This window comes from Pseudomonas sp. GLN_2 (assembly GCF_043106005.1).
Lineage (GTDB): Bacteria > Pseudomonadota > Gammaproteobacteria > Pseudomonadales > Pseudomonadaceae > Aquipseudomonas > Aquipseudomonas alloputida.
Genome location: NZ_JBICMC010000024.1, coordinates 1 through 24,558 on the forward strand (window position 1 = coordinate 1; position 24,558 = coordinate 24,558).

23 protein-coding genes are annotated in these 24,558 nt (G+C 63.6%); 14 read left to right on the forward strand and 9 right to left on the reverse strand.

From position 1 onward, the window contains the following. The 5 genes from ACF8Q6_RS06575 to ACF8Q6_RS06595 form a co-directional block, all read left to right on the forward strand. A partial coding sequence (locus ACF8Q6_RS06575) for a VCBS domain-containing protein (protein WP_392490167.1) occupies positions 1-2,377 on the forward strand: 2,377 nt, incomplete at its 5' end. Between the two features lie 35 nt (positions 2,378-2,412). Then, positions 2,413-3,921, forward strand: coding sequence for a TolC family protein (locus ACF8Q6_RS06580; protein WP_392490168.1), 1,509 nt, complete (start codon positions 2,413-2,415; stop codon positions 3,919-3,921). Between the two features lie 245 nt (positions 3,922-4,166). Next, the gene (locus ACF8Q6_RS06585; RefSeq protein ID WP_392490169.1) at positions 4,167-5,912 is read left to right on the forward strand and encodes a hydantoinase B/oxoprolinase family protein; all 1,746 of its coding nucleotides are present in this window, start codon (positions 4,167-4,169) and stop codon (positions 5,910-5,912) included. A gap of 13 nt (positions 5,913-5,925) precedes the next feature. After that, positions 5,926-8,010, forward strand: a complete 2,085-nt coding sequence (locus tag ACF8Q6_RS06590; protein WP_392490170.1) for a hydantoinase/oxoprolinase family protein — start codon at positions 5,926-5,928, stop codon at positions 8,008-8,010. A 147-nt stretch (positions 8,011-8,157) separates the two neighbouring features. Further along, positions 8,158-9,114, forward strand: coding sequence for a helix-turn-helix domain-containing protein (locus ACF8Q6_RS06595; RefSeq protein WP_143493733.1), 957 nt, complete (start codon positions 8,158-8,160; stop codon positions 9,112-9,114). Between the two features lie 59 nt (positions 9,115-9,173). Here ACF8Q6_RS06595 and ACF8Q6_RS06600 read toward each other — a convergent pair whose 3' ends face one another. Together ACF8Q6_RS06600 and ACF8Q6_RS06605 are read right to left on the reverse strand one after the other, a co-directional pair. Next, on the reverse strand, positions 9,174-10,067 hold the full coding sequence (locus ACF8Q6_RS06600; protein WP_392490171.1) for a DUF2950 domain-containing protein: 894 nt from the start codon (positions 10,065-10,067) through the stop codon (positions 9,174-9,176). Next, the gene (locus ACF8Q6_RS06605; protein ID WP_392490172.1) at positions 10,064-11,512 is read right to left on the reverse strand and encodes a DUF3300 domain-containing protein; all 1,449 of its coding nucleotides are present in this window, start codon (positions 11,510-11,512) and stop codon (positions 10,064-10,066) included. The genes ACF8Q6_RS06600 and ACF8Q6_RS06605 overlap by 4 nt, the downstream gene beginning before the upstream one ends. Before the next feature lie 245 nt (positions 11,513-11,757). Here ACF8Q6_RS06605 and ACF8Q6_RS06610 point away from each other — a divergent pair, with 245 nt between their 5' ends. Then, entirely contained in the window at positions 11,758-12,009 is a 252-nt protein-coding gene (locus ACF8Q6_RS06610) for a hypothetical protein (protein ID WP_004577022.1), read from the forward strand. Positions 12,010-12,090: 81 nt separating this feature from the next. Further along, a complete protein-coding gene (locus tag ACF8Q6_RS06615; RefSeq protein WP_003247889.1) occupies positions 12,091-12,810 on the forward strand; it encodes a TorF family putative porin in 720 nt (239 codons plus the stop codon). Here ACF8Q6_RS06615 and ACF8Q6_RS06620 read toward each other — a convergent pair. Both ACF8Q6_RS06620 and ACF8Q6_RS06625 read right to left on the reverse strand, forming a co-directional pair. Further along, the gene (locus ACF8Q6_RS06620; protein ID WP_392490173.1) at positions 12,807-13,679 is read right to left on the reverse strand and encodes a DMT family transporter; all 873 of its coding nucleotides are present in this window, start codon (positions 13,677-13,679) and stop codon (positions 12,807-12,809) included. The genes ACF8Q6_RS06615 and ACF8Q6_RS06620 overlap by 4 nt on opposite strands. 135 nt (positions 13,680-13,814) lie before the next feature. After that, a complete protein-coding gene (locus ACF8Q6_RS06625; RefSeq protein WP_392490174.1) occupies positions 13,815-14,237 on the reverse strand; it encodes a RidA family protein in 423 nt (140 codons plus the stop codon). A 188-nt stretch (positions 14,238-14,425) separates the two neighbouring features. Between ACF8Q6_RS06625 and ACF8Q6_RS06630 the strand changes: the two genes are divergently transcribed. After that, positions 14,426-14,752, forward strand: a complete 327-nt coding sequence (locus tag ACF8Q6_RS06630; protein WP_017148298.1) for a hypothetical protein — start codon at positions 14,426-14,428, stop codon at positions 14,750-14,752. 44 nt (positions 14,753-14,796) lie between these two features. Here the strand turns inward: ACF8Q6_RS06630 and ACF8Q6_RS06635 are convergent, their stop codons facing one another. Next, a complete protein-coding gene (locus ACF8Q6_RS06635; protein WP_003247877.1) occupies positions 14,797-15,009 on the reverse strand; it encodes a PLDc N-terminal domain-containing protein in 213 nt (70 codons plus the stop codon). 104 nt (positions 15,010-15,113) lie between these two features. Next, positions 15,114-15,584, reverse strand: coding sequence for an FAD/FMN-containing dehydrogenase (locus ACF8Q6_RS06640; RefSeq protein ID WP_392490175.1), 471 nt, complete (start codon positions 15,582-15,584; stop codon positions 15,114-15,116). Positions 15,585-15,745: 161 nt separating this feature from the next. Between ACF8Q6_RS06640 and ACF8Q6_RS06645 the strand changes: the two genes are divergently transcribed. Then, positions 15,746-16,753, forward strand: a complete 1,008-nt coding sequence (locus ACF8Q6_RS06645; protein ID WP_121783633.1) for a GlxA family transcriptional regulator — start codon at positions 15,746-15,748, stop codon at positions 16,751-16,753. Positions 16,754-16,791: 38 nt separating this feature from the next. Here ACF8Q6_RS06645 and ACF8Q6_RS06650 read toward each other — a convergent pair whose 3' ends face one another. Further along, positions 16,792-17,475: a TetR/AcrR family transcriptional regulator gene (locus ACF8Q6_RS06650; protein ID WP_392490176.1), complete on the reverse strand. Its 684-nt coding sequence runs from the start codon at positions 17,473-17,475 to the stop codon at positions 16,792-16,794. A 148-nt stretch (positions 17,476-17,623) separates the two neighbouring features. Continuing rightward, the gene (locus ACF8Q6_RS06655; protein WP_161774010.1) at positions 17,624-18,508 is read right to left on the reverse strand and encodes a hypothetical protein; all 885 of its coding nucleotides are present in this window, start codon (positions 18,506-18,508) and stop codon (positions 17,624-17,626) included. A 259-nt stretch (positions 18,509-18,767) separates the two neighbouring features. Here ACF8Q6_RS06655 and ACF8Q6_RS06660 point away from each other — a divergent pair, with 259 nt between their 5' ends. The 4 genes from ACF8Q6_RS06660 (at position 18,768) to ACF8Q6_RS06675 (ending at position 22,788) form a co-directional block, all read left to right on the forward strand. Next, the gene (locus tag ACF8Q6_RS06660) at positions 18,768-19,748 is read left to right on the forward strand and encodes an aliphatic sulfonate ABC transporter substrate-binding protein (protein WP_003247868.1); all 981 of its coding nucleotides are present in this window, start codon (positions 18,768-18,770) and stop codon (positions 19,746-19,748) included. Positions 19,749-19,764: 16 nt separating this feature from the next. Continuing rightward, positions 19,765-21,129: an LLM class flavin-dependent oxidoreductase gene (locus ACF8Q6_RS06665; protein WP_070095865.1), complete on the forward strand. Its 1,365-nt coding sequence runs from the start codon at positions 19,765-19,767 to the stop codon at positions 21,127-21,129. A 133-nt stretch (positions 21,130-21,262) separates the two neighbouring features. Further along, positions 21,263-22,099, forward strand: a complete 837-nt coding sequence (locus ACF8Q6_RS06670) for a bifunctional allantoicase/(S)-ureidoglycine aminohydrolase (RefSeq protein ID WP_003247865.1) — start codon at positions 21,263-21,265, stop codon at positions 22,097-22,099. Positions 22,100-22,188: 89 nt separating this feature from the next. Further along, positions 22,189-22,788, forward strand: coding sequence for an START domain-containing protein (locus ACF8Q6_RS06675; RefSeq protein WP_392490177.1), 600 nt, complete (start codon positions 22,189-22,191; stop codon positions 22,786-22,788). 82 nt (positions 22,789-22,870) lie between these two features. Here the strand turns inward: ACF8Q6_RS06675 and ACF8Q6_RS06680 are convergent, their stop codons facing one another. Then, complete coding sequence (locus ACF8Q6_RS06680) at positions 22,871-23,293, reverse strand: Lrp/AsnC family transcriptional regulator (RefSeq protein ID WP_010954389.1); 423 nt, start codon at positions 23,291-23,293, stop codon at positions 22,871-22,873. 188 nt (positions 23,294-23,481) lie between these two features. Between ACF8Q6_RS06680 and ACF8Q6_RS06685 the strand changes: the two genes are divergently transcribed. Continuing rightward, entirely contained in the window at positions 23,482-24,534 is a 1,053-nt protein-coding gene (locus tag ACF8Q6_RS06685) for an ornithine cyclodeaminase (RefSeq protein WP_392490178.1), read from the forward strand. Positions 24,535-24,558: the final 24 nt, after the last annotated feature.

Genomic DNA, 24,558 nt, shown 5'->3' on the forward strand with positions numbered 1-24,558 from the left:
CAACAACGGTACCCCCGGACAGGTTGGCAGCGGCAATGCCTTGAGTAACGACAGCGACGTGGATGCCGGCGACAGCAAAGCCGTCGATGGCATCTACCTGGGCACCCTCGCGGCCGGCGGCACGTTCATCCAGGTCAATGCCGGCCCGACCGTGGTGGCCGGCACCTATGGCACCCTGAACATCGATGCCAACGGCAACTACGTCTACACCGTCAACGACAGCCTGGCCGCGGTACAAGCGCTCAAGGCCGGCGAACAGCTGCGCGAAACCTTCAGCTACCGCATGCGCGACACGGATGGCGCCACAGCCCAGGCGCAGATCAACATCACCATCGAAGGCCGCTACGACACCCCGGTGGCGCACGGAGACTTCGCTTACGCGGTCGCAGAGGACGACGATGGCAACTTTGGGCGCAACCCCACCGGCAATGTGCTGAACAACGACACCGACGTCGATGCCAACGACAGCAAGGTGGTCACGGCCGTGGGCGTGGGTGCGCAAAGCAGCAACCCGACCCTGGACCCGCTGACCGGTAGCGCCACCGTCACCACCAACTACGGCACCCTGACCCTCAATGCCGACGGCAGCTACCGCTTCGTCGTCAACTCCAACGACCCCGACATCGTTGCCCTCGGCCCGCTGGGCTTCGTCATCCAGAACTATACCTACCAGGTCACCGACGGCGGTGGGCTCAGCGACGCCGCCACCCTGACCATCTTTATCCGCGGCGAAAACCAGCCACCCATTGCCGGCCCCGACCAGGGACTGGCCGTCGAGGCCGGCGGCGTCGACAACAACATCCCGGGCAGCGACCCCAGCGGCAACGTGATGGACAACGACAGCGACCCGGACACCATCAACATCCTCTTCCCGGAAACCCTCGAGGTGCTGGCGTTCTGGACTGGCGACGGCCCGCTGCCGGGCAACGCCAGCCTGGTCGGGCAAACCCTGCGCGGCCAGTACGGCGACCTGACGCTCAATGGCGACGGCACCTGGAATTACGTGCTGGACAACAGCCTGCTGGCCGTCCAGCAGCTGCGCGCCAGCGGCCAGACGCTGGTGGACAACTTCACCTACTTGCTGGCGGACTTCTGGGGCGGCACCGCCAATGGCCTGCTGACCATTACCATCGACGGCCGCAACGACTACCCTGTAGCCAATGACGATACCGCCGTTGCGGTGGAGGCCGGCGGGGTGAACAATGGCACTGCCGGCGTCGACCCGCAGGGCAACGTGCTGGACAACGACACCGATATCGACGGTGCGCAATACGGCGAAACCAGGACGGTGCTGCAGTACACCGGCGAAAACGGCCAGACCGCCGCAGCCGGCCAGGTGCTGCAAGGCCTGTATGGCACGCTGCTGATCAACGCCGACGGCAGCTACCAGTATGTCGTCGACAACACCAACCCAACTGTGCAGGCCATGCGCAGCGCTGGCGAAGCGCTGAAAGAGGTATTCACCTACCGCATGCGCGACACCGCCGGCATCACTTCGGACGCACGCCTGACAGTGACCGTGCAGGGCGCCAATGACAACCCGGTGGCCCGCGACGATGTCAATACAGCCAGCGACCAGGTACCGGCACCGCACACCAGCGGCAACGTGCTACCCAATGACAGCGATGTGGACGCCGGCGACGGGCTGACTGTGACAGGCATCCGCGCCGGCCAGGAAGCCGGCACAGGTAAGGCCGGCGCGATCGGCCAGCCCACCGTTGGCCAGTACGGCACGTTGGTACTCAATGCCGACGGCAGCTACACCTACAGCATCGACCTGAGCAACCCCGAGGTGTTGGCCGCAGCCGGCCTTGGGCAAGTGCTCAAGGACTACTTCACCTACACCATCAGCGACCTGGCGGGTGCCACCGACCAGGCTCAGCTGGTCATCACGCTGGATATTTCCACCCCGTACATCCCCCCTGGCCCGTATTTCGAACGCGACAGCACCAGCGGCCGGACGGATGCACCGCTGCCGGATGTCAACCCGGCGATCTACGTCGCACCCGTCGTCGAGCGAATCAACGAAAGCCTGACGCTCTCAGCCTGGGGCGCCGATGGCAGTGATGTACGCCTGTTCGCCACGCCCGAAATCGAAAGCCCGTCACTCGGCAGCCAGCTTGGCCTGGTCAACGGGCAGTTCGTTGCCAGTGCAGTGGCACAAAGCCGACGCGCCAGTGCCGAAGACCAGAACTGGATCGATGGCCGCCACGGTGTCATCAGCCTGACTGCCGACGGCCTGTTGCCCGACCCATCGCTTTGGGCGCCAGTGCAGGCCGACATGGTGCCGCAAACGGAGAGAACCACGGAGCCTGCACGGGGTTTTCGTGCGCAATTGCGTGAAGCCGCCCAGCGCCGCGGCAGCAACGCCCCATGAAGCCGATACATTCACGGATGGACCAAGGACTGTTTATGCCAGTATCGACCTTTAAAGCCCTCAGTACCCTCACGGCCTTCAGCGTGTTGCTCAGCGCCTGCTCAGCCTTCGAGCCCAAGCCTTTTACCGAGGACGAGATGCGCAAGCGCGTAATCGAAGACCAGGCGCGCATGTACAAGGAGCAGGAGCCGGTCACCGGACCGATCACCTTCTACGAAGCCTCGGCGCGCGCCCTGAAGTACAACCTCGACTACCGTTTGAAGTTGCTGGAAAGCGCGCTGGCTTCAGACCTGCGCGATGTTTCCAGCCACGAGATGCTGCCGCGCCTGGTCGCCTCCGCCGGCTATGCCGGACGTAACAACGACTCCGGCGGCACCTCCATCGGTATCGAGGACCGCCAGGTCAGCTTGCGTCCGTCCACTTCCGAGGAGCGCTATCGCACCCTTTACAGCCTCGGTCTGTCCTGGAGCTTGCTGGACTTCGGGGTTGCCTACTTCCGCACGCAGCAGAAGAACGACCAGGTGTTGATGGCCGAGGAGCGCCGTGAAAAGGTAGCGCAGAACGTGCTGCAGGACGTGCGCAACGCCTACTGGCGAGCGCTTGGCGCGCAGCGCCTGCTGCCGGAGGTGGACGGCCTGCTGATGCGCACCCACCGCGCCCTGACGGCAGCCCGTGAAGCCGAAGGCAAAGGCCTGCTGCCACGCCAGGATATCCTTGCCTACCAACGCGCCCTGCTCGACTCGGTGTATATGCTCACCGTGCGCCGTCAGGACCTGGAGTTCGCCCGCGCCGAGCTGGCCGCGCTGATGTCGCTTCCGCCCAATACCAGGATGGTGCTGGCCGACGCCAACGAACAACCGCTGCCGCTGCTGACCAGTAACGTCGAGCAACTTGAACGCCTGTCGCTGGAACGGCGCCCGGAAATCATGGAGGAGTGGTATCGCAAACGCGTGAGCATGAACGACCTGAAAATCGCCAAGGCCCAGTTGTGGCCGAACGTTAGCTTCAACTACGGCTATGAGTACGATTCCAACAAATACCTGTACAACAGCGACTGGAACCAGACCGGCATCAATGTCTCGATGAACCTGCTGCGCCTGTTGCAGTACCCGGACATTTCCGCAGCGGAGGAAAGCCAGGAAAAAACCGACGACATGCGCCGCACCGCGCTGTCGATGGCGATCCTCACCCAGGTTCGCGTCGGCCTTCTGCGCTATCAGCTAGCGCGCCAGGAAGTGGAATTCGCCGACGAAAGCCTGCGCGTCGACCAGAACCTGCTCAACTACGCGCAGTCCTCACGCAATGCTGCGCTGGGCAGCGAACTGGAGCTGATCCGCGCCGAAGGCCGACTGCTGCTGTCGCGCTACCAGCGCGAAGCCGCCTACTCCGATGCACAGGCAGCCTGGGGCCGACTCTACAACTCGATCGGCTTCCAGGTCATGCCCAAAGAGATTGGGCAACATGATGTGAAGACGCTGGCGCGAGAGATACAGAATACCGTTGAGCAGCAGACGCGGGACAATCTGCTGGCGGAGGTCAAGTAACCGAGCCGGAAGACATCAAGGGTGAATCGAACCCTGTCAGCAGGCACTACGGTTCGCCCAGCAGCGTGGTCGACACCGGACTGCCCGACCGGCTGTTGTCGCCTGCCCGAACTTGAAGTGCGCCCAGACACAACAACCGGTACACCCAGCGACAAGCCTTCCCCCCACCCTGCCCCTTAGCCTGTCACCACGCGCCGCCCCGCTGCGGCACGCACCCAAAGCACAAGAACAAACGTTGGTGACCTATGCAGACAGTAGATCCGATCACCCTTGCGGTTGTCCGGGGTGCGCTGGAGACAGCGCAACGCGAAATGACCCTGACCCTGGAAAAGACCGGGCGCTCCAGTGTGTTCAACCTGGCACACGACTATTCCAACTCGCTGTTCGACCACTTGCCGGAAATGATCCTGCAGGGCCAGGACATTCCCATCCACCTGGGCTCGCTGATACCGGCCATGAAATGCGTGGCCGAGTTCTTCGGCGACGACATCGCCGAAGGCGACGTGATCTACCACAACGACCCCGCCTACAAGGGCAGCCATATTCTCGACTGCTGCATGTACAAACCGGTGTATTACCAGGGCGAGCTGGTGTTCTGGACCGTTTGCAAGGGCCACCTGACCGACATCGGCGGCCCGGTGCCGGCGGGCTACAACCCCGATGCCAAGGAGATCTATGCCGAGGGCCTGCGCATTCCACCGGTCAAGCTGTGGGAAAAGGGCAAGCGTCGTGAGGACGTGATCAACTTCATGCTCACCAACATGCGCGCCCGCCCCTATCAGGAAGGCGACCTCAATGCCCAGTATGGCGCCTGCAAAGTCGGCGAGCGGCACTTGCTGGAGCTGCTGGACAAGTACGGCGTGGCACAGGTGCGTGCCTGCATCGCCGAACTGAAGAACATGGCCGACCGACACATGCGGGCGCTGTTGCGCGATGTGCCGGATGGTGACTACAGCGGCACCGCCGTGCTCGAAGATGCCGGCCACGGCCTGGGTGAACTGGCCATCACCGCCCATGTGCAGATCCGTGACGACCAGGCCCATGTGCGCATCGAAAGCCCGCCGCAGGTGCCGTACTTCATCAATTCCTATGAGGGCAACTCGGTATCCGGGGTTTACCTGGGGCTGATGATGTTCGCCCAGGTGGCGCCGCCTTACAACGAAGGCCTGTATCGCTGCGTAACGGTCGATGTCGGCCCCAGGGGTACGCTGTGCAATGCCGAGGAACCCGCGCCTCACGTCAATTGCACCACCACGCCGATGGAAACCCTCGCCGATGCCGTGCGCACGGCACTGGAACAGGCCTCGCCACAGCGGGTAACGGCCTCCTGGGGGCATACCAGCGGCATCAACATTGCCGGCCGCGACCCGCGCAACGGCAATAGCGAGTACGTGACGATGGTGCTGGCCTCGATCATTTCCGGTGCCGGTGCCAACAAGGTGATGGATGGCTGGCACGCCTGCGGCCCGCTGTGCTGCTTCGGGGCGCTGATGAGCGGTGACATCGAGCTGCTCGAACACGCTTATCCGGTGCTGATCCACCGCTACAGCCTGATGGCCGACAGTGGTGGCGCCGGTGAGTTGCGCGGTGGTTCGGGCACCCGCCTGGAGATCGAACCGCTGGACCACGCCATGACCGTGGTCGGCTTCGGCGAGGGCCGCCAGTTGCCCACCGCTGGTGCCGCCGGGGCTCGCAATGCCCTGCTCGAGCCCAAACTGGGCCGGCTGATCCATCGCCATGCCGATGGCCGCGAAGACCACTACACGCAGAACCCCATGCTCACCCTGCACCCCGGCGAACGCATCATCAACATCAACCCAGGGGGTGGTGGCTACGGCGACCCGCTGCGCCGTCGGGTCGCAGCAGTACTGGAGGACGTGCGCAACGGCCTGGTCTCGCCACAAGGCGCAGCCCTGGAATATGGCGTGGTCCTCAATGCCGATGGCCAACTGGACGAAACAGCCACCCACCTTGCCCGCGCCCCGCGCTAACCGGAGAACACGCATGCGTAACCAATATCGCCTGGGCGTAGACGCCGGCGGCACTTTCACCGATTTCATCCTGGCCGATCGCGACGGCGGCGTGCAGCTGTTCAAGGCCCCGTCCACGCCCCAGGACGGCACCCTGGCCATTCGCGCCGGCCTGGCACAGATCGCCGACGCCACCGGGCGTAGCCCGGCCGAACTGATCGCCAACTGTGACCTGTGCATCAACGGCACCACCGTGGCCCTCAACGCGCTCATCGAGCGCACCGGGGTCAAGGTGGGCCTGCTGTGCACCGAGGGGCACGAGGACAGCCTGGAAATCCGCCTGGGCCACAAGGAAGAGGGCCACCGCTACGACGCCCACTACCCGCCGGCACACATGCTTGCCCCACGCCACCTGCGCCGCCCGATCGGAGGCCGAATCCTTGGCGATGGCCGTGAGCACAGCCCGCTGGACGAAGCCGCCATCCATGCCGCCATCGACTACTTCCGTGCCGAAGGCGTGCAGGCCGTGGCCATTTCCTTCCTGTGGTCGGTGCGCAACCCCAGCCACGAACAGCGGGCCGCCGAACTGGTACGGGCTGCCCTGCCCGAGGTGTTCGTCTGCACCGGCTGCGAGGTGTTCCCGCAGATTCGCGAATACACCCGCACCTCCACCACCGTGGTCAACGCCTACCTCAGCCCGGTAATGGCCCGTTACGTGGCGCGCATCGACAGCCTGTTTCAGGCACTTGGCGCACAGCAGCCAGTACGCTACTTCCAGTCCAATGGCGGGTTGGCGCCCGGGCACCTGATGCGTGAGCGCGCCGTCAACGCGATCAACTCCGGTCCGGCCTCGGCACCACAAGCCGGGTTGGCAGTAGCGAGGCCGTTCGGTATCGACAACGTCATTACCGTGGACATGGGCGGCACCTCGTTCGACATCACCCTGACCAACGCCGGACGCACCAACTTCAGCAAGGACGTGGACTTCCTGCGCCAGCGCATCGGCGTGCCGATGATCCAGGTGGAGACCCTGGGTGCCGGCGGTGGCTCCATCGCCCACCTGGACGAGTTTGGCATGCTCCAGGTCGGGCCGCGCAGCGCCGGCGCCATGCCTGGGCCGGTGTGCTACGGCAAGGGTGGCCGCGAACCCACGGTCACCGACGCCAACCTGGCTCTTGGCTACCTGCCCGACGGCGCACTGCTGGGCGGCAGTATCCGCCTGAACCGCCAGGCCGCGCTGGAGGCCATCCGGAGCAAGATCGCCGAACCGTTGGGCATCAGTGTGGAACGCGCGGCATTCGGCATCACCACCCTGGTCAACCTGAACATGGTCAACGGCATCCGCCGCGTATCGATCGAGCGCGGTCACGACCCGCGTGACTTCGCCCTGATCGGCGCAGGCGGTGCGGCGGGCATGCACGTGGTGCGCCTGGCCGAAGAAATCGGCATGCACACCGTGCTGATCCCCAAAGTGGCCTCGGGCTTATGTGCGTTCGGCCAGATCCTGTCCGACGTGCGTTACGACCTGCTCACCAGCCTGTCGATGCGCCTGGACGCCGGGCACGTCGACCTGGCGCAACTCAACCAGACCCTCACCGAACTGCGTGAGCAAGGCCTGGCCAACCTGCGCGAAGACGGTTTTGGCGACCAGGCCAGCAGCTGCCACTACACCCTGGAGATGCGCTACCTGGGGCAAATTCATGAGTGCAGTGTGGACCTGCAGCAGCACAGCCTGGACGAGGCAGGGCTGGCCGCGCTGGTCAGCCGCTTTCACAGCCGCCACCAGACCCTGTACTCGTACAGCGAACCCGACAGCCCGGTGGAGCTGGTGAACCTGGAGTGCTCGGTGATCGGCCACCTGCCACGCCCGCCGCAACCCGAGCTGCAGGGGCCGGCCGAGCCCCCCGCCCCCATCGCGCAATCCGTCCGCCCGATGCTGTTCAGTGCCGACGGTGAATGGCAGCCCACACCGGTGTTCAACGGTAACCACCTGTTGCCAGGGCAGACCGTGCATGGCCCCTGTGTGATCGAGGAAGACACCACCAACATTGTCCTGCCACCCGGCTGGCAAGCTCGCCTGGAGCCTTCGGCCACCTACCGAGTGACACGCGGGGGTTGATCTTGCGGTCGGCGCGCGCCGATCATGGGCCTGGTAACCGCCCGGCAGTTTGCGCTGCCGGGCGGTTCGTACAATTACAAGAGCTGCTTGAGTAGCTTGCCTGCAGTTCCTTTTTTCAATGCTGCCCTCTTTGAAAAAGGACCCACCATGCCCACAGAACTCTCGACCCACGGCTGGCCACAACCGGAACGCCAGGCACGCTGGGCCGAAGCCATCAGTGACACCTATTTCCCCTTGAGCCTTGAATTTGCTGCCGGACAGCCGTTCGATGGCCACCTGCAGCGCTGGAGTACGCCGAGCACGCCGCTCAGCCTGTCGCGCCTGCGGTCCAGCCAGCTGGGTTACTCGCGCAGCAACGCGCATATCGGCCAGGACCATGAAGCGTTCTACCTGGTGACCGTGCCGCATGGCAGCGAGGTGCACTTCGAACAGGACGGCCACCCGATCAGTTGCAGCCCGGGCGGTTTCATCGTCGAGCGCGGCGATGCACCCTACCGCTTCCACTACGGCACGCAGAACGACTTGTGGGTGCTCAAGCTGCCTGAGCGTGCGCTCAAAGCCAACCTGCTGGGGCACAAGCGCTATACCCGGCATTGCTTCGATGCCCGTCAGGGCCTGGGGCGCATCTTCGTCGAGCAACTCGACCTGTGTGCCCGCCATTTCGACACCAGCCCCCCGGCAGCCCGGCATCTACTGCTGGAACAGGCTTCAGCCACCCTGCTGCTGGCCTTGCAACAGGATGAGCGCGTGCTGGGCAGCGAAGGCAGCAACCTCAGCACCCTGCACCTGACGCGGGTCGAGCAGTACGTGCAGCAAAACCTGGGTGACCCCGAGCTGTCGCCACAAACCATCGCCAGCGCCTGTGGGCTGTCGCTGCGTTATCTGCACAAGTTGTTCGCGATCACGCCCTACACCCTTGGCGAGTGGGTACGCCGTCAACGCCTGGAGGCCGTGCACCGGCAACTGCTTGACCCGCATTGCCACCTGGCGATCGGCGAACTGGCATTTCGCTGGGGCTTTGCCGATCAGGCGCAGTTCACCCGGGCATTTCGCCAGCAGTATGGGTGCACGGCGAGCGAGGTGCGGGCTACGCGTGCGCACTGATCACAACAACGGAAAATGGCACGCTTCCACAGGGGCACCGTCGCGTTGGCTTGGCGGGCTCAATCCCCCGCCACCACATCCACCACTTTCCAGCTGTCGTCCGGGTCGAAGCGTTTCATCTCCTTAGCCAGCCTGTCGCCATGCGGCCCGAGGTCTTTCTCGAACACTTGGCCGTCATGGCTGATCATGAAGCTCATCACCCCGGTGTCGTCGTACTTGGCCGGCCAGGCGACCATGGCGAAGCCACGGCTCATCTGGTTGCCGATCAGGTAGCTGTAGGCACCGCCCGGGGCGGATGGGCCCTGTGCGTCCAGGATGCGGAAGTGGTAGCCATACCAGGCGTCACCGACCACATCCTGGCCGAACAGCGGGCCCAACGGGCTGACGTCACCGTCGCCATCGTCATCCCAATACAACCCGTCATGCTTGCCCGGCTCGCTGAAAATCTTCTGTGCGTACTCCAGCGCACCATTGCCGTTATGGTCCTGGGTGGCGTAGTCCATTTGCGCATCGTGATAGGCCAGCAGCGACTGCAGAACACCCAGCTCGTTGCGCCCGATACGACGAGCGCGGATTTCGGCACTGCCCGCCTTGAGGTCGAAGCGCCAGCCCTGGCGGGTTCTGGTCAGCGGTATGGGCAAGGTCCAGTGACCGGTGCCCACTGCCAGGATGGCCTTGCCCTCGCCTGACATGTCGATGCTGTGCTGTGCGCGATACTGCTCGAGAAAGGTATCCACATCGCTGCGTTGCACACCACCGCGCGGTATGTAGGTGCGCCAGTCATCGCCCAGCAACTGGGCCAGGCGGGCTTCATCAGGTTTTTCCTGGCCCAGCGCCGCGACAAAGGCTTCCACGGCCTTCTCCGGCGTTGGGAAGGCTTGCTGGGCGGCGGCCATGAACGACCAGGCCAAACCTGCCGTCAGCAGCAATGCAGCCAGTGTTGGGCGCTTCATCGACGGCCTCCTGCGCCGCGACGCGCGGGCGCACTGGGCCGGGAGATCGGGTGCCCGGCGGCACGAGACGCACTGGGCCGCTGAGCGAACGACTGGCTGGTACGGCCGCGGTTGGCCTGCACGCTGGTGCGCGACGGCGAGCGCACACCGTCGAAGGCATTGTTGCGGGCACGACCTGCCGTATTGGCAGGACGGCTCTGCGCCTGGCCGTCGCCCTGCCGGCGTTGATTGGCCAGGTTGCCGTTCTGCTGGCGGCCTTGGACGTTGCGGGTTTCCTGCCGACGGTCAGTCGCCCGCGCGCCATCATCACGGGACGGCATGCGGTTGCCGTCAGGATTGCCTGCCTTGACCTCGCGCATTTGCTCGCGGGCCTGACGGTTACTGGTAGCCGGCCGTTCGATACCAGCGCGGTCCATCGATGCCCGGGCTTTGTCTCGGGCCTGGGCCCGTTGGGCGTCGTCGCCGCGGAACGCGGTGCGCTGAGTGGCACCGTCCAGCTGGCGGCCGTACTGCTGACGGCTGCGAGAATCGCGGTATGGCACCCCGTCCCGGTTGGCGGCATTGTGCTGCCATTTGTTCTGGTTGTTGGTGATGCGGTTGTTGACGTTGAGGTTGTTGTAGCGGTTAACGTCAATGTCGATGTCATTGTTGTCCCAGTCGCAATCGCCCCACAACGAGGCGACGATCGCCACGCCGGTACCGAAGGCCAGGCCGGCCACCAGCGCGGAACCGGGGTAGTACATGGGCGGCGGCGGGTAATACACCGGCGGCGAGGCCGGGTAGGCCCAGGTGCCATAGGTGGTGGTCGGGTTATAGCTGGGCACATACACCACTTGCGGGTCGGCCGGCGCGATGACGATGGTGGTGGGCGGGCTGCTGGCCGCTGCCCCTTGGGTGCTACTGCCGCTGGCGGCTGGCGCAGGTGCGGTCTGCACGGTTACGTTCTGGTACTGGCTGCTCTGCAGATTGCCGGCAGCCTGCGCCTGGTGGCGCAAACGCTGCACGCTGCCCATGACATCATCGGGCTGAGCGAGGAAAGCATCGCCCAGGCGCTGCACCCACACCGGGTCCTGGCCAAGCGTTGCCAGCACCTGCGGGAAGGCCACCAGTGCCTGTACGCTAGGGTCCCAGGGCTGCTTGGCCACTTGCCTGACTGCATCGTCGCCGGTGGCCTTGGGGTTGGCCTTGGACCAGGTCACGGCCTCATTGACCTGCCCCGGATAGGTTGACGCCATCAGCACCTGAGCCAGCAATTGATCAGGGTACAAGGCAATGGGGGCCAACATCTGGTCCAGTTGCTCCTGGGAGAACACCGGGTCCTTGGCCACGGGCGTGGCAGCGGAAGGCGCCGGATCCGGCGCGGGCACGTCTTCGGCCAGCACCAGGCCCGGGGCAAAGCTCAGGCAAAGCAGTGCCGACAGGACAGCAAACAATGGCATGCGCATCGCTTATCCCCACAAGGTCAGACCGCGTGGGTTAAGGGTAGCAATGGCGGTGCTTTTGACCAGACGAGGGGACGCAAACTTTTCGCGCTTCAAAGGCGGGATGGTTGATGCGTTTGAGTCTATAGGTGCGCTTCGCCGGAATCGTCGATAGTCACTATCGAGCAGGGCAATTTCTACCGAACGCTGTGGCCGCATAACCTAGCGCCATCCCCACGCTGCCGCCTAGACTGCCCTGGAGCTAACCGATGAATACCTTGGCCCGCCACCTGTGCGCCACCCTTGCCGTTTTTGCCATTGCCGTGATCAGCGGCTGTGCCAGCCACCCTGAACTGCGCCCGTACACCGCCGAGGAAACCCGCCAGTTGCAACTGGAAGCCTTACAGCGCCGCGGCCTGTCGCTGGACAATTACGAGCAGCAACGGCGGGTGATCCTGCGTGCCGGTAACCTGCCTGTCGTGACCGAAGCTGCCGACGCTGAACCTTCGACCAAAGGCTGAACGGGCTAGCCGGCGGTTCCCTCCCTCCACTTGCGCAGGTATCCTCTACCGCTCAACCGCAAGCCTTCCAGGACGGAGACCATGATCAGGCCCCTTCTGTTGCTGAGTGCTGCACTGCTTTTAAGCCCCGCGTCGCAAGCCCAGCAGATGAAACGCCAACTGGGCGATTTCGACTTCACACTCGGCACCACCCCCTCACGCAGCATGGCGCAAGGGCTTATCTCACCCAGTGCCGTTGGCGCATTCCATGGCGGGCTCGACCTCAGCCACCCCAATGGCTGGTACCTGGGCCAGTACGCCCCAAGCATGGGCGTCACCCCCGACTCGACCCTGCGCCTGGACAGCTACCTGGGCTACAAGCACCATTTCGACAGCAGCCTGGGCTACGAGGTAGGGTTGATCCATTACAGTCAGCCCAATATCGCAGGCCCCGACAGCTACGCCCTGTATGGGGGGATCTCGGTGCTGGGCAGCCGCTTCGGCGGGGCGCTGCGCGACAACCCCGACAACCGCACGGGCACGCTGTTCGCCGACTTCGGCCATCTGCCGATGTTCGACGTCGACTTCACCGTCAAGCTCGCCCACCACCGCCTGGGCACGCCGTTCACCATTGGCGATGGCAGCCAGGTGAATACCTTTTCCGATTGGTCACTGGAGCTGTCACGGCCCTGGCTGGGCATCGACCTGAACCTGATCTACAGCAACTCCAGCCTGAGTGGCGCGAGCTGCGATGCCTATTCGGGCATCAATACCTATTGCGACAGCGTGGTCACACTCAAGGCCCAGCGCAGCTTTTTTTAACGGCGCGGCGCCAGCGCCAGGGCAATCCCGCCCAACACCACCCCACAGGCGATCAACAAACGCAACGACACCGACTCGCCGATCAGGGCAACCCCGCCCAGTGCGGCAATCACCGGCACGCTGAGCTGCAGGGTCGCCGCCTGTTGCGCACTGATCTGCCTGACCACGCCATACCAAACGGCATAGCCTGCGCCAGAAGCCAGCACACCGGAACCCAAGGCATACAACAAGCCAAGTGGCGTGAGGTGCGGGCCGGCCCCCAGCAACAGCATCGGTAGCAGCAGCACCAGGCACGGCACGCTGCGGGCAAAATTGCCGGCAGTGTCGGCCAGCGGCCTGGGCGAGCCTTTGCCCAGTAGCGTATATACCCCCCAGGCCACACCGGACAGGGCCATCAGCAAGGCACTGGCCAACGGCGGCGCCGAGACGCCAGGCAACAGCAGCACCAGCAGGCCGGCAAAGGCGATCAGCATGCCCAGCAGCATGCGTACCGTGATGTGTTCGCCCCTGTACCACGCGAAGCCGAACATGGTGATCTGCACGGCACCGAACAGCAACAACGCCCCTGCACCTGCGCCCAATTGCAGGTACGCCGCAGAAAACAGGAACGCGTACAGGAACAGGGCCAAGCCGCCCCACCAACTGCCGCCCATGGTGTGCACCGGGCTGCGCAGGCGAATCAGCAACAGCAGAAACAGCGCACCACTGGCCAGTCGGACCATGGTGAAGGACACCGGGTCGATCGCCCCGTCCTTCAGCGCCAGCCGGCAGAACACCGAGTTGGCGGCAAACGCCACCAGGCTGAAAAGGGCAGGCCAAAGCCAGGCGTTGGTCTTGCGGTCAGCAAGCGTGGTCGTGCCTGTACTCATGGTGTGGTCACCTCTGAGTGGGATTGTCGTTATAGCGGCATTTAGTCAGGACCGGCACCGATATACAAGGAAGAATCCACCGTGGAGGATGGCACCGGCTACGCCGGTGTTCGCGGGTAAACCCGCGCCGGCTTTTCAGGTTTTGGGCAAGACGGCGGCTACTGCTTCGATCTCCACCAGCATGCCGTCCAGCGCCAGCCGCGGCACCGGTATCAGCGTGCAGGTCGGTTTCATGTGCGCCCCCCAGGCCCTGTCGGCCTCGGCCACCCATTGGTGCAGGCGCGCTTCGGAGTGCTCGACAATCAGCAGGGTCAGCTTGAACACCTGGGCCAGGCTTGCACCTTTCGACGCCAGGGCCCGTTCCAGGTTGGCCAATGCCTGCCGGGCCTGATCGGCGAACACGGGTGACAACTGGCCCTGGCTATCCTCCCCACCCTGACCGGCGATGAACAGCAGAGGGCTGTCAGCGCGCACTTCGGCGACATGGGAGTAGGCGTTGCCACTGGGGTCGTAGAGACCTTCGGGGTTGCTTAGCTGGAATGCGTTTGATGGGGTCACGACAAGCCCTCGCTCGGTTGGAAGAGCGTCGGAGTATCGGACCTTAAGTTAACTCGAGGTCAAGCCTGAAGTAGGACATTTCGTACAAGGCATCGTCATGTTGGAACCAAGCGTGTGTTTGCGCAGCGGCTGTCAGGCCTTAGATTGCAAGCCCCGGCATGGAGGCCTTTAACCAAGAAGGAAAACCAATGAGCAAATTTGATTTTCAGCTGGCCTACACCATCAAACCGCACAACCCTGCGTACGATGAAACCGATGCGGCACAGGCACGTCTGTACCTGCGGGAAAAGCTCGGCCTGGACACCGTCGAGCACATTGAAACCACGCTGCTTGGCATGATCACGCTCAATGGCACCACCCTCGCGGAGCGCAAGCGGGAAGCTGAAAAGCTGGTCCGCGATTACATCCATGACGCACTCAAGGAACTGCGCGTACTGTCTACCGTGAAGTTCTACGGCTGCCTGATGGTGGACGGGCTGGGGCCGGCCATGCGTTTCGACATCCTGCCCAAATGACCCTCGACGGCCTCAGGCGCCCCCGCGCCCGAGGCCGCAAACCGTCACTTTTCCTGCAACACCGCCCTGCCCTTCACCGCCCTCGGCCCGCGCCAGGCCCAGAACAGCAAACCGGGGAAGGGGGCGTAGACCACGAAAACGATCCACAGCATCTTGCGCTCGGCGCGCCGTTCACTGCCGATGATGTGCCAGATGGCCCAGATCTCCAGCAGGATGACCAAGGCCGCGATGATGATCCAGATCGTACCGATTTCCATGAGCGCTCTCCCAATGGCATGTATTGGGTTGGGTTGCTGCAAGCGCTGAGGGTTCAGATTGATTTGACTCACCGCGCCCTCTTTGCAGGCGCGGCGATAGGGCCTCATTGCCGTGGTGCATTCTCCAGTTCAGCCTTCAACGCCGCTGCATCGGTGAACGCCCGCTGGCTGACCAGCACGCCCTGCTGCAGTTGCAACCACTGCACCTGGCCCTCCTGCCCGGGGTAACGGCTGGCCACTCGCCCATCACGGTCGAGCAGCACCCGGTAGCTGTAATCGCGCATGGCCGGGACAGCGAACAGTTTGCTGATCAGCGCAGGCATGCGCTGAATGTCGGCCACGAATACAGCGGCGCGTGCTTCCAGGTAGCCCTTGGGCTGCTCGGCCAGCGCCGCCTTGACCAGCTTGGCACCGTCCATATCGCGCGCCACCAGCAAAATCTGCGTGTCGGCAGCAAGGCTGTAGGCCTGGTCGTACTGGTCGAGCAGTGTGAACGGGGCAAGCTTGTCGCCCTGCTCCAGGGCGTTGGCCAGCAACGGCAACAGGCTGAGCAACACTACAGCGGCATATCTCATCAGCGGCATCCTCAATGACGGAACGTCAGCATAGCGGGAAAGCGCCAGGACAGGCTGGTTTGCCTGAACACGACCTGTAATACGACACAGCCACCGGGGAGATTGTCTTTCCTCCGGGCACCGTCCACACTCTGCGGGCCAGCCAGGAAGCGGAGTTCAGAGTGCCCACGCCACGCCAGTTCAGCCAAAAGACCAGCACCAGCAACATGCTACGGCTCAAAACAAGCGGCGCCAATGCCCAGGCGCCCTATCGGGTCGATTTCATCCTGCTCGAACACTTCTCGATGGCCAGTTTCACGGTGGCCATGGACGTACTGGTCACGGCCAACCTGCTACGTGCCGACAGCTTCCGGTTCACCCCGCTGTCGCTGGACGGCGACCGGGTGCTCAGCGACCTGGGGCTGGAACTGGTGGCCACCGAGCTGTCCGCTGCGGCGCTGAAGGAGCTGGACCTGCTGGTGGTCTGCGGCGGCTTGCGCACACCACTCAAGTACCCGGAACTCGATCGCCTGCTGAATGATTGCGCCGCCCACGGCATGGCCTTGGGCGGCTTGTGGAACGGCGCCTGGTTCCTTGGCCGTGCCGGGGTGCTGGACGACTACGGTTGCAGCATCCACCCCGAGCAACGTGCCAGCCTGTCGGAGCGCAGCCCGCAAACCCGCATCACTCCGGCCAGCTTTACCCTCGACCGTGACCGCCTCAGCGCCGCCAGCCCCAATGGCGCCATGGAGCTGATGCTGGGCCTGGTACGCCGGCTGTATGGTGACGGCCTGGCCGAAGGCGTCGAGGAAATCCTGTCATTCTCCGGTGCGCGCTACCGCCAGGTGGGTCCTGGGGCGAAGAAGTCCATGAGCCTGCACCTGCGCACCATTGTCGAACTGATGGAGAACAACCTCGAGGAAACCCTCAGCCTCGACCAGCTGGCCGCCTACAGCGGGCGCTCGCGGCGGCAGATCGACCGCCTGTTCCAGGCCCAGCTGGGCACGTCGCCCCGGCGCTATTACATGGAGCTGCGCATCACCAAGAGCCGCCGGCTGCTGCAGTATTCCGACCTGTCGGTGATGGAAGTGGCAGTGGCCTGCGGGTTTGTCTCGGTGTCGCACTTCAGCAAGTGCTATGCGGCGTATTTCGGCTACCCGCCGTCGCGCGAGCAACGGCTGGGCGAGTGACCGAGGCCCTTTGAGTCTGCCCAGGCGCTCGAGCAATCTCAGGTACGAGGTTCGAGCTGGATATACCGCAATACCGCATCACAGATCATGGCTTTGTGGCGCAGCTTTACCTGCTCATCAGACAGGTCGATCTGGAAGATCTCGCCAAAGGTATGGCGGTTCGATACCCGGTAGAAGCAGAACGAGCTCATCAGCATGTGCAGGTCGATGACCTCGATGCCGGCGCGGAACACGCCTTCCTGAACGCCACGGCGCAGGGTGTTGCCCAGGGCCTCCAGCACCAGGCTGCTCATTTCGCGAATGGCCGGCGACTGCTTGACGTACTCGCCATAGTGGATGTTTTCGGTGCAGATGATGCGCACGAAATCGACGTTGCGGTCATGGTGATCGAAGGTGAACTCCACCAGCCGGCGGATCGCCTGCTCAGCCGGTAACGACTCCAGGTCCAGGCTCTGCTCGGTCTTGCGGATATCCCCGTACAACTTCACCAGGCACTCGCAATACAACTGCTCCTTGCTGCCGAAGTAGTAGTAGATCATGCGCTTGGAAGTGGCGGTGCGTTCGGCGATGGCGTCGACGCGGGCGCCGGCCAGCCCTTGCTGAACGAACTCGTTGATGGCGGCCTGGAGGATGTCCTCGCGTGTTTTCTCAGGGTTGTTCTTGCGCGTTTTGCGCACCCCTTCGGGTTCAGGCTGGCCGAGGCCGACTACGGAATCACTCATACCCACTCACAGGCTGTTTATTGGAATGCCGGGATTATCCGTTAGCGCGGCCATGCAGGGAAGCACGCTGTTGGTCGGGTAGCCATGATGCCTTGGGCTCAAGCAGCGCGGTCAGCCTGCGGGCACTGATCATCAGCCAGGCGCACAGTCAGTTACGCTGGGCAGTCGCGGGCGCCGGCGCGGGCGTCAGGCGCAGCACGCGGTTACGCCCACCTTCAGCGAGCAGATAACCCCCGATACCATCGGCGATGATCGCCTGCGGAGCCTTGAGGAAAGTCAGCACCGTTTGCTGGCTGCCATTGGCATCGATGCGCAGCAGGCGCGCACGGTGTGTGTTGTCCTCGCTGATCCATAGGCCACGTTGATCACAATACAAGAATGTAGGGTTACGCAGACCATCGACCACCACCGGGTCGCTGCCATCGTCGGACAGGGAGCGGACCCTGCCATTGGCCTTTTCGGTGTACAGCAGGCGGCCATCGCTGCAGCGGGTCAGGCCTTCGGTTTCGGTCAGGCCGGACCGCAGTACCTCCAGCTGCCCGCTGCTCCAGTCATAGCGCATCAGGCGACCATTGCCCTTGCGGTCTTCGATGGCATAAAGATAGTTGCCTTCGTTCCAGAGGCCTTGCACGCTCTCGCCGTCGAACAGCCGGGTGACCTGGCCATCGCGGGACAGGCTGACAGGTGCCAGGCCACCTTCCTGGCTGAACACCCAGCCGCCCTGCGCCGCGACCATACCGTCGGGCTTGGACAGGTTATCGACCAGCACGACGCGCTCGCCCGTAGCCGTGATCTTGAGGATGCTGCCCCGGCCGTCATCCAGTTCACGGCTGACCAGCAGGCTGCCATCCGCCTGCGGTAACAACGAGGCGGCTTTGGTGACGTCGCGATGCAACACCTCAATATCCCAGCCGGTAGCGGCCTGGACCGGGTAGAAACTCTGCCACGCGAAGAAGCCCAAGGTGGCCGCGAGCAGCCCGGAGGTGGCAGTCAAGGCGATGCGGGCGCTGCGCTTGCGCAGGATGTGCGGCATGAAGGGGCTCCTCGGAAACGTTGCGGATCCTAGCAAGCGAATGTGAAAAAAATGTCGAAAGCTGCACAAACGGGTGCTGCAGGACCCGCCGATCTCAGCCCACGGCGCCTCCAACCACGATAGGCACCCCGCTACTAAAAACAAAAGGATATAAAAATAACTAAACAATCTAACAAACTGGAATATATAAATTGAAAGCCAAACGCCGCCTCCTTAGTCTGAGCAGATCGCCTCTCACCCGATTCAAGGAGCAATGCCCATGCCCAAACATGCCTTCTCCCCACTACGCCGTCTGCTGATCGGCGGTTTACTGGCCAGCGTCGCCAGCGCCCTGCTGCCCTGGTCCGAAGCCATTGCCGACGACGCCAGGACACTGCGCATCGGCTACCAGAAATTCAACAGCATCAACATCCTCAAAGGCAGCGGCGCCCTGGAGAAGGCCCTGGCACCGCAAGGTGTGAAGGTCAGCTGGCATGAGTTCGCCGCCGGCCCCCAGCTACTGGAGGCACTGAGCACCGGCGCCATCGACCTCGGCCACGCAGCCGATGCCCCCTCGGTGTTCGCCCAGGCCGCCGGCAAGCCTGTGGTCTACCTGGCCGCCGAACAACCCTACCCACGCGGCATTGGCCTGGTCGTGCGCGAGCAGGACCACCTGGCCAGTGTGCAGGACCTGAAAGGCAAGCGCGTGGCCACCGGCCGCGGCTGGAATGCCCAATACCTGCTGGCCGTAGCCCTGCAGCAGGCTGGCCTCAGTTACAAGGACATTACCCCCGCCTACGTCAACAATGCCGCCGATGCCGTGGCCGCCCTGCAATCGGGCAGTGTGCAGGCCGTGACCCTGTGGGACCCGTTCCTCGCCGCCGCAGAAAGCCAGCCAGGGTTGAAAAACCTGCGCGACGGCAGCGGCCTGTCCAACAACCGCACCTTCTACCTGTCCACAGCCCGCTATGCCGACGAGCACCGTGCACTGCTGAAAACCTTCTTTGCCGAGCTGAGCAAGGTCAGCCAGTGGGCCAACGCCAAGCCCGCCGAAGTGGCCGCGCTGCTGGCACCGCAGCTGGGGATCAGCACCCAGGTGCTGGAAGTGGCCAGCGAACGGCGCAACTACAACGCCGTCGCTATCACCCCGCAGATCGTTGCCGAACAACAGAAGCTGGCTGACACCTTCCAGGGCCTGGGCCTGATTCCACGCAAGCTACAGGTGGCCGAAGCGGTCTACCCGGCCTCTGTGTTGCCTTGAACGGAGCGCGCTGACCATGCCTCGCCCGATCCGCTTCAACGCCTTCAGCATGAACGCTGCCAGCCACCAGTCCCCTGGGCTGTGGCGCCATCCGCGCAACACCAGTGTGGCGTTCAACCGCCTGAGCTACTGGACCGACCTGGCCCGCCTGCTCGAACGCGGCCTGTTCGACGCCCTGTTCATCGCCGATGTGCTGGGTATCTACGACGTCTATCAAGGCAGCCCGCAAGCCGCCCTGCGCGGTGGCGTGCAGGTGCCGGTCAATGATCCGCTGCTGCTGGTGCCGGCGATGGCCGGGGTGACCGAGCACCTGGGTTTTGGTGTCACCTTTTCGCTGACCTACGAACACCCCTATCCCTTCGCCCGGCGCATGTCCACGCTCGACCACCTGAGCAATGGCCGGGTCGGCTGGAACATCGTCACCGGGTATCTGGACAGCGCTGCGCGCAACCTCGGCCTGGCGCGTCAACTGGGCCACGACCAACGCTACGACCTGGCCGAGGAATACCTGCAGGTGCTGTACAAGCTGTGGGAGAAAAGCTGGGACGACGACGCCGTGCTGCTGGAGCGTGAAAGCGGGCGCTATATCGAACCCTCGCGGGTACACCCGATCAACCATGTGGGCGAGCACTTCCAGGTGCCCGGCATGCACCTGTGCCAGCCGTCGCCGCAACGCACCCCGGTGTTGTTCCAGGCCGGTGCGTCGGCACGCGGCCAGCAGTTTGCCGCACGGCATGCCGAATGCGTGTTCATCAGCGGGCCGACGCCGACGGTGCTGCGCCGCTACGCCGACGGCATCCGCCAGGCCTGCGAAGCGGCCGGGCGTGGCCGTGACGAAGTGCTGATCTACGCCCAGGCGCTGTTGATTGTCGCCCCCACGCGGGAAGAAGCCGAGGCCCGCTTTAACGACTATCGCCGCTATGTCGACCTGGACGCTGCCCTGGCGCTGCTGTCAGGCTGGACCGGTATCGACTTCGCCGGCCTCGACCCTGATGCACCGATCGAGTACGTCGAGAACGATGCTGGCCGTGCTGCCCTGGCAGCCTTTACCGCCGCCGACCCCACTCGCCGCTGGACCGTACGCGAAGCCGCCGAGTTCGTTGGCCTGGGCGGTCGCGGCCCCGTGCTGATCGGCGCTGCCAGCGAGGTGGCCGACCAGCTGGAAACCTGGCTGGACCATACCGGCATCGACGGTTTCAACCTGACCTACGCCGTGCAACCGGACGACCTGGCCAATGTGGTCGACCTGCTGGTGCCCGAGCTGCAACGGCGCGGCCGCTATCCGCTGAGCTACACCGAGGGCCCCCTGCGCCACAAGCTGTTCGGCCGCGGCGGCCAGCTGCCCGAACGGCACGTTGGGCGTCAGGTCAGCATTCAGTGATCAAATACCGGGTATTCCAACATTTAATTTGTGGATGGCACGCACTCGACCCTATTCTGTGGCCACATCCCCTGCGCCGCACCGGCCGGTGCGGTTCAAGGCATGGGGAGAGAACAACAAGTCGAGATCGTCCATGTCGAACCATTCGTACTTCGCCCCCCACGGTGGGCACCCGGCTCAAACCGAGCTGCTGACTGACCGTGCCATGTTCACCGAAGCCTATGCCGTCATCCCTAAAGGCGTGATGCGTGACATCGTCACCAGCCACCTGCCCTTTTGGGACAAGATGCGCATGTGGGTCATCGCCCGCCCGCTGACCGGTTTTGCCGAAACGTTCTCCCAGTACATCGTCGAACTGGCCCCGGAAGGCGGCAGCGAGCGCCCTGAGCTGGACGCCGATGCGGAAGCCGTGGTGTTCATTGTCGAAGGCGAACTGGACATCACCGTCGAAGGCAAACACCACACCCTGGTACCTGGCGGCTACGCCTTCCTGGCCCCGGGCGCCGAGTGGAGCCTGCGTAACAACAGCAAGTCCAACGTCACCTTCCACTGGCTGCGCAAGCACTACCAGAAGGTTGAAGGCCTGGACGTGCCGGAATCCTTCGTCACCCACCGCGACAACGCCACCGTCATCGAGATGCCGGGCACCGAAGGCCGCTGGAAAACCACCCGCTTTGTCGACATGGCCGACATGCGCCACGACATGCACGTGAACATCGTCACCTTCCAGCCGGGCGGTGTGATTCCGTTCGCAGAAACCCACGTGATGGAACACGGCCTGTACGTGCTGGAAGGCAAGGCAGTGTACCGTCTGAACCAGGACTGGGTCGAAGTGGAAGCCGGCGACTTCATGTGGCTGCGCGCCTTCTGCCCGCAAGCCTGCTACGCCGGCGGCCCAGGCAACTTCAGCTACCTGCTGTACAAGGACGTGAACCGTCACGTACACCTGACGCTGAACCCTAAGCGCTAAGCCCAGGCTGATGCCCGCAAGCCCGCCAACCTGGCGGGCTTTCTGTTTGCCGCGCATACTGAAATACCCACCCCTGCAGGGTACCGGCCATGAACCGCTGCCTGCTGCTCGCGGCCTCGCTGCTGTGCGCCTCTGCCCTGGCCGCCGATGACTGGCACCTGGCCTACGACCGCGAAGGCATTCGCGTGTACCTGAAAGATGCAGGCGATTCGCCCTACCAGCAATTTCGTGGTGTCAGCACCATGAAAGCCAGCCTGCGCACGCTCACTGACCTGCAGGATAACCTGCGGGTGGCCTGCAAGTGGCTGTACGCCTGTGACCAGATGCGGCTGCTGGATGTGGAGGGTGACAACACCTGGGTGTACCTGACCACCCAGTTGCCTTGGCCGGCGAGGCCACGGGACATCGTGCTGAAAGTGACCAGCGAACGCCTGGTCGACGGTACCCTGGTGCGCCACCTGAGCGCCGATCCCGACAGGATCCCCAGGGTTGACGGCCTGATCCGGGTAGAGCACCTGAGTGGTGTGTGGCAGATGAAACCGCTGGGTGAACGGGTGACCGAGGTGACCTACCAGTTGCAGGCCGCCCCTGCCGGGGATGTGCCGGGGTGGCTGGCCAACCGGTTTGTGGTGGATACGCCGGTGGTGACGTTGCGTACGTTGCGAGCGGTGGCTGAGCGCCAACCTTGAAGTGCCGGCAGGCCGTAGACCGACTGCAGCAGGGCCAGCAGTTTTTTATGCAATACACCTGTCAGAAGGCCTGGCTCAGCGGTCACATCTTGTAGGTCGACAGCAGGATGCTGGTCTCGGTGTTCTCGATATGCGGGATCGAGCGGATGGCGTTCAGCGCCCGGTCGAACGCTTCGAGGGTGTCGGCGCGCAGCTCTGCCATCAAATCCCAGCGGCCATTGGTGGTGTGGATGGCCACCACATTGGGATGCCCGCGCAACGCGTGCTTGACCTCTGCGGCATGGTGGCCACTGATGCCGATGCTGGTGATTGCCCGCACCCCCTGGTCCAGCGCATCGGAGCGCAGACGTACCGTGTAACCGATGATCACACCCTGCTCTTCAAGCCGGGTGATGCGGTTATGCACCGTTGCCCTGGCCACCTTCAGCTTTTTTGCCAGGGTCAGCACAGGGGTACGTGCATTGTCCCGCAACAGTGCAATCAGTTCCCGATCGATCGTGTCCATAAGCCTGCCAAATAATCAGATTGCTACGCTGGGTTGGCAGATTGTCCAGAAGCCTGACAAAACTGACAACCTGTATGCTTCCGCATTGGCGCAACCTGTCATCAAAATGTTCACGCGGCTTCACTTCGATAATCTCAAGCGCTTAACCCGCACTGCTGGGCAAGCGCACAATAACAAGGTGCAAGAGCATGACGTATTTCATTGATGTTCCAACCATGTCGGACCTGGTGCATGACATTGGCGTCGCGCCGTTTATTGGCGAGCTTGCCGCTGCCCTGCGGGACGATTTCAAACGCTGGCAGGCGTTTGACAAGTCCGCGCGCGTTGCCAGCCACTCGGAAGTGGGCGTGATCGAACTGATGCCGGTCGCCGACAAAAGCCGCTATGCCTTCAAATACGTCAACGGCCACCCGGCCAACACTGCACGCGACCTGCATACGGTCATGGCCTTCGGTGTACTGGCCGATGTCGACTCCGGTTACCCGGTGCTGCTGTCCGAACTGACCATCGCCACCGCCCTGCGCACCGCAGCGACTTCGCTGATGGCAGCCCAGGCACTGGCCCGCCCGAACGCGCGCAAGATGGCGCTGATCGGCAACGGCGCGCAAAGCGAATTCCAGGCCCTGGCCTTCCACAAGCACCTGGGCATCGAAGAAATCGTCGCCTACGACACCGACCCGCTGGCCACCGCCAAGCTTATCGCCAACCTCAAGGAGTACAGCGGCTTGACCATCTGCCGGGCCAGTTCGGTAGCCGAGGCGGTGAAAGGCGTGGACATCATCACCACGGTGACGGCCGACAAGGCCTACGCCACCATCATTACCCCCGACATGCTGGAGCCCGGTATGCACCTGAACGCCGTGGGCGGTGACTGCCCAGGCAAAACCGAACTGCACGCCGATGTGCTGCGCAACGCGCGGGTGTTCGTCGAGTACGAACCACAAACCCGCATCGAAGGTGAGATCCAGCAGCTGCCAGCGGACTTTCCGGTGGTCGACCTGTGGCGCGTGCTCTGCGGAGAAACCGAAGGCCGCCAAAGCGACAGCCAGGTCACTGTGTTCGATTCGGTGGGCTTCGCCCTTGAAGACTACACCGTACTACGGTACGTACTACAGCAAGCCGAAAAGCGCGGGATGGGTGCCAGGATCGACCTGGTGCCGTGGGTTGAGGACGACCCGAAAGACCTGTTCAGCCACACCCGAGGCCGCGCTGGCAAAAGCCGCATCCGACGCGTTGCCTGACATTGAACCGGTTTAGTCGAACGT

What these genes read in the sequence shown, in the direction of transcription:
- ACF8Q6_RS06580 (WP_392490168.1), top strand. Translation starts at nt 2,413, where the DNA reads ATGCCAGTATCGACCTTTAAAGCCCTCAGTACCCTCACGGCCTTCAGC.
- ACF8Q6_RS06585 (WP_392490169.1), top strand. Translation starts at nt 4,167, where the DNA reads ATGCAGACAGTAGATCCGATCACCCTTGCGGTTGTCCGGGGTGCGCTG.
- ACF8Q6_RS06590 (WP_392490170.1), top strand. Translation starts at nt 5,926, where the DNA reads ATGCGTAACCAATATCGCCTGGGCGTAGACGCCGGCGGCACTTTCACC.
- ACF8Q6_RS06595 (WP_143493733.1), top strand. Translation starts at nt 8,158, where the DNA reads ATGCCCACAGAACTCTCGACCCACGGCTGGCCACAACCGGAACGCCAG.
- ACF8Q6_RS06600 (WP_392490171.1), bottom strand. Translation starts at nt 10,067, where the DNA reads ATGAAGCGCCCAACACTGGCTGCATTGCTGCTGACGGCAGGTTTGGCC.
- ACF8Q6_RS06605 (WP_392490172.1), bottom strand. Translation starts at nt 11,512, where the DNA reads ATGCGCATGCCATTGTTTGCTGTCCTGTCGGCACTGCTTTGCCTGAGC.
- ACF8Q6_RS06610 (WP_004577022.1), top strand. Translation starts at nt 11,758, where the DNA reads ATGAATACCTTGGCCCGCCACCTGTGCGCCACCCTTGCCGTTTTTGCC.
- ACF8Q6_RS06615 (WP_003247889.1), top strand. Translation starts at nt 12,091, where the DNA reads ATGATCAGGCCCCTTCTGTTGCTGAGTGCTGCACTGCTTTTAAGCCCC.
- ACF8Q6_RS06620 (WP_392490173.1), bottom strand. Translation starts at nt 13,679, where the DNA reads ATGAGTACAGGCACGACCACGCTTGCTGACCGCAAGACCAACGCCTGG.
- ACF8Q6_RS06630 (WP_017148298.1), top strand. Translation starts at nt 14,426, where the DNA reads ATGAGCAAATTTGATTTTCAGCTGGCCTACACCATCAAACCGCACAAC.
- ACF8Q6_RS06635 (WP_003247877.1), bottom strand. Translation starts at nt 15,009, where the DNA reads ATGGAAATCGGTACGATCTGGATCATCATCGCGGCCTTGGTCATCCTG.
- ACF8Q6_RS06640 (WP_392490175.1), bottom strand. Translation starts at nt 15,584, where the DNA reads ATGAGATATGCCGCTGTAGTGTTGCTCAGCCTGTTGCCGTTGCTGGCC.
- ACF8Q6_RS06650 (WP_392490176.1), bottom strand. Translation starts at nt 17,475, where the DNA reads ATGAGTGATTCCGTAGTCGGCCTCGGCCAGCCTGAACCCGAAGGGGTG.
- ACF8Q6_RS06655 (WP_161774010.1), bottom strand. Translation starts at nt 18,508, where the DNA reads ATGCCGCACATCCTGCGCAAGCGCAGCGCCCGCATCGCCTTGACTGCC.
- ACF8Q6_RS06660 (WP_003247868.1), top strand. Translation starts at nt 18,768, where the DNA reads ATGCCCAAACATGCCTTCTCCCCACTACGCCGTCTGCTGATCGGCGGT.
- ACF8Q6_RS06665 (WP_070095865.1), top strand. Translation starts at nt 19,765, where the DNA reads ATGCCTCGCCCGATCCGCTTCAACGCCTTCAGCATGAACGCTGCCAGC.
- ACF8Q6_RS06670 (WP_003247865.1), top strand. Translation starts at nt 21,263, where the DNA reads ATGTCGAACCATTCGTACTTCGCCCCCCACGGTGGGCACCCGGCTCAA.
- ACF8Q6_RS06675 (WP_392490177.1), top strand. Translation starts at nt 22,189, where the DNA reads ATGAACCGCTGCCTGCTGCTCGCGGCCTCGCTGCTGTGCGCCTCTGCC.
- ACF8Q6_RS06680 (WP_010954389.1), bottom strand. Translation starts at nt 23,293, where the DNA reads ATGGACACGATCGATCGGGAACTGATTGCACTGTTGCGGGACAATGCA.
- ACF8Q6_RS06685 (WP_392490178.1), top strand. Translation starts at nt 23,482, where the DNA reads ATGACGTATTTCATTGATGTTCCAACCATGTCGGACCTGGTGCATGAC.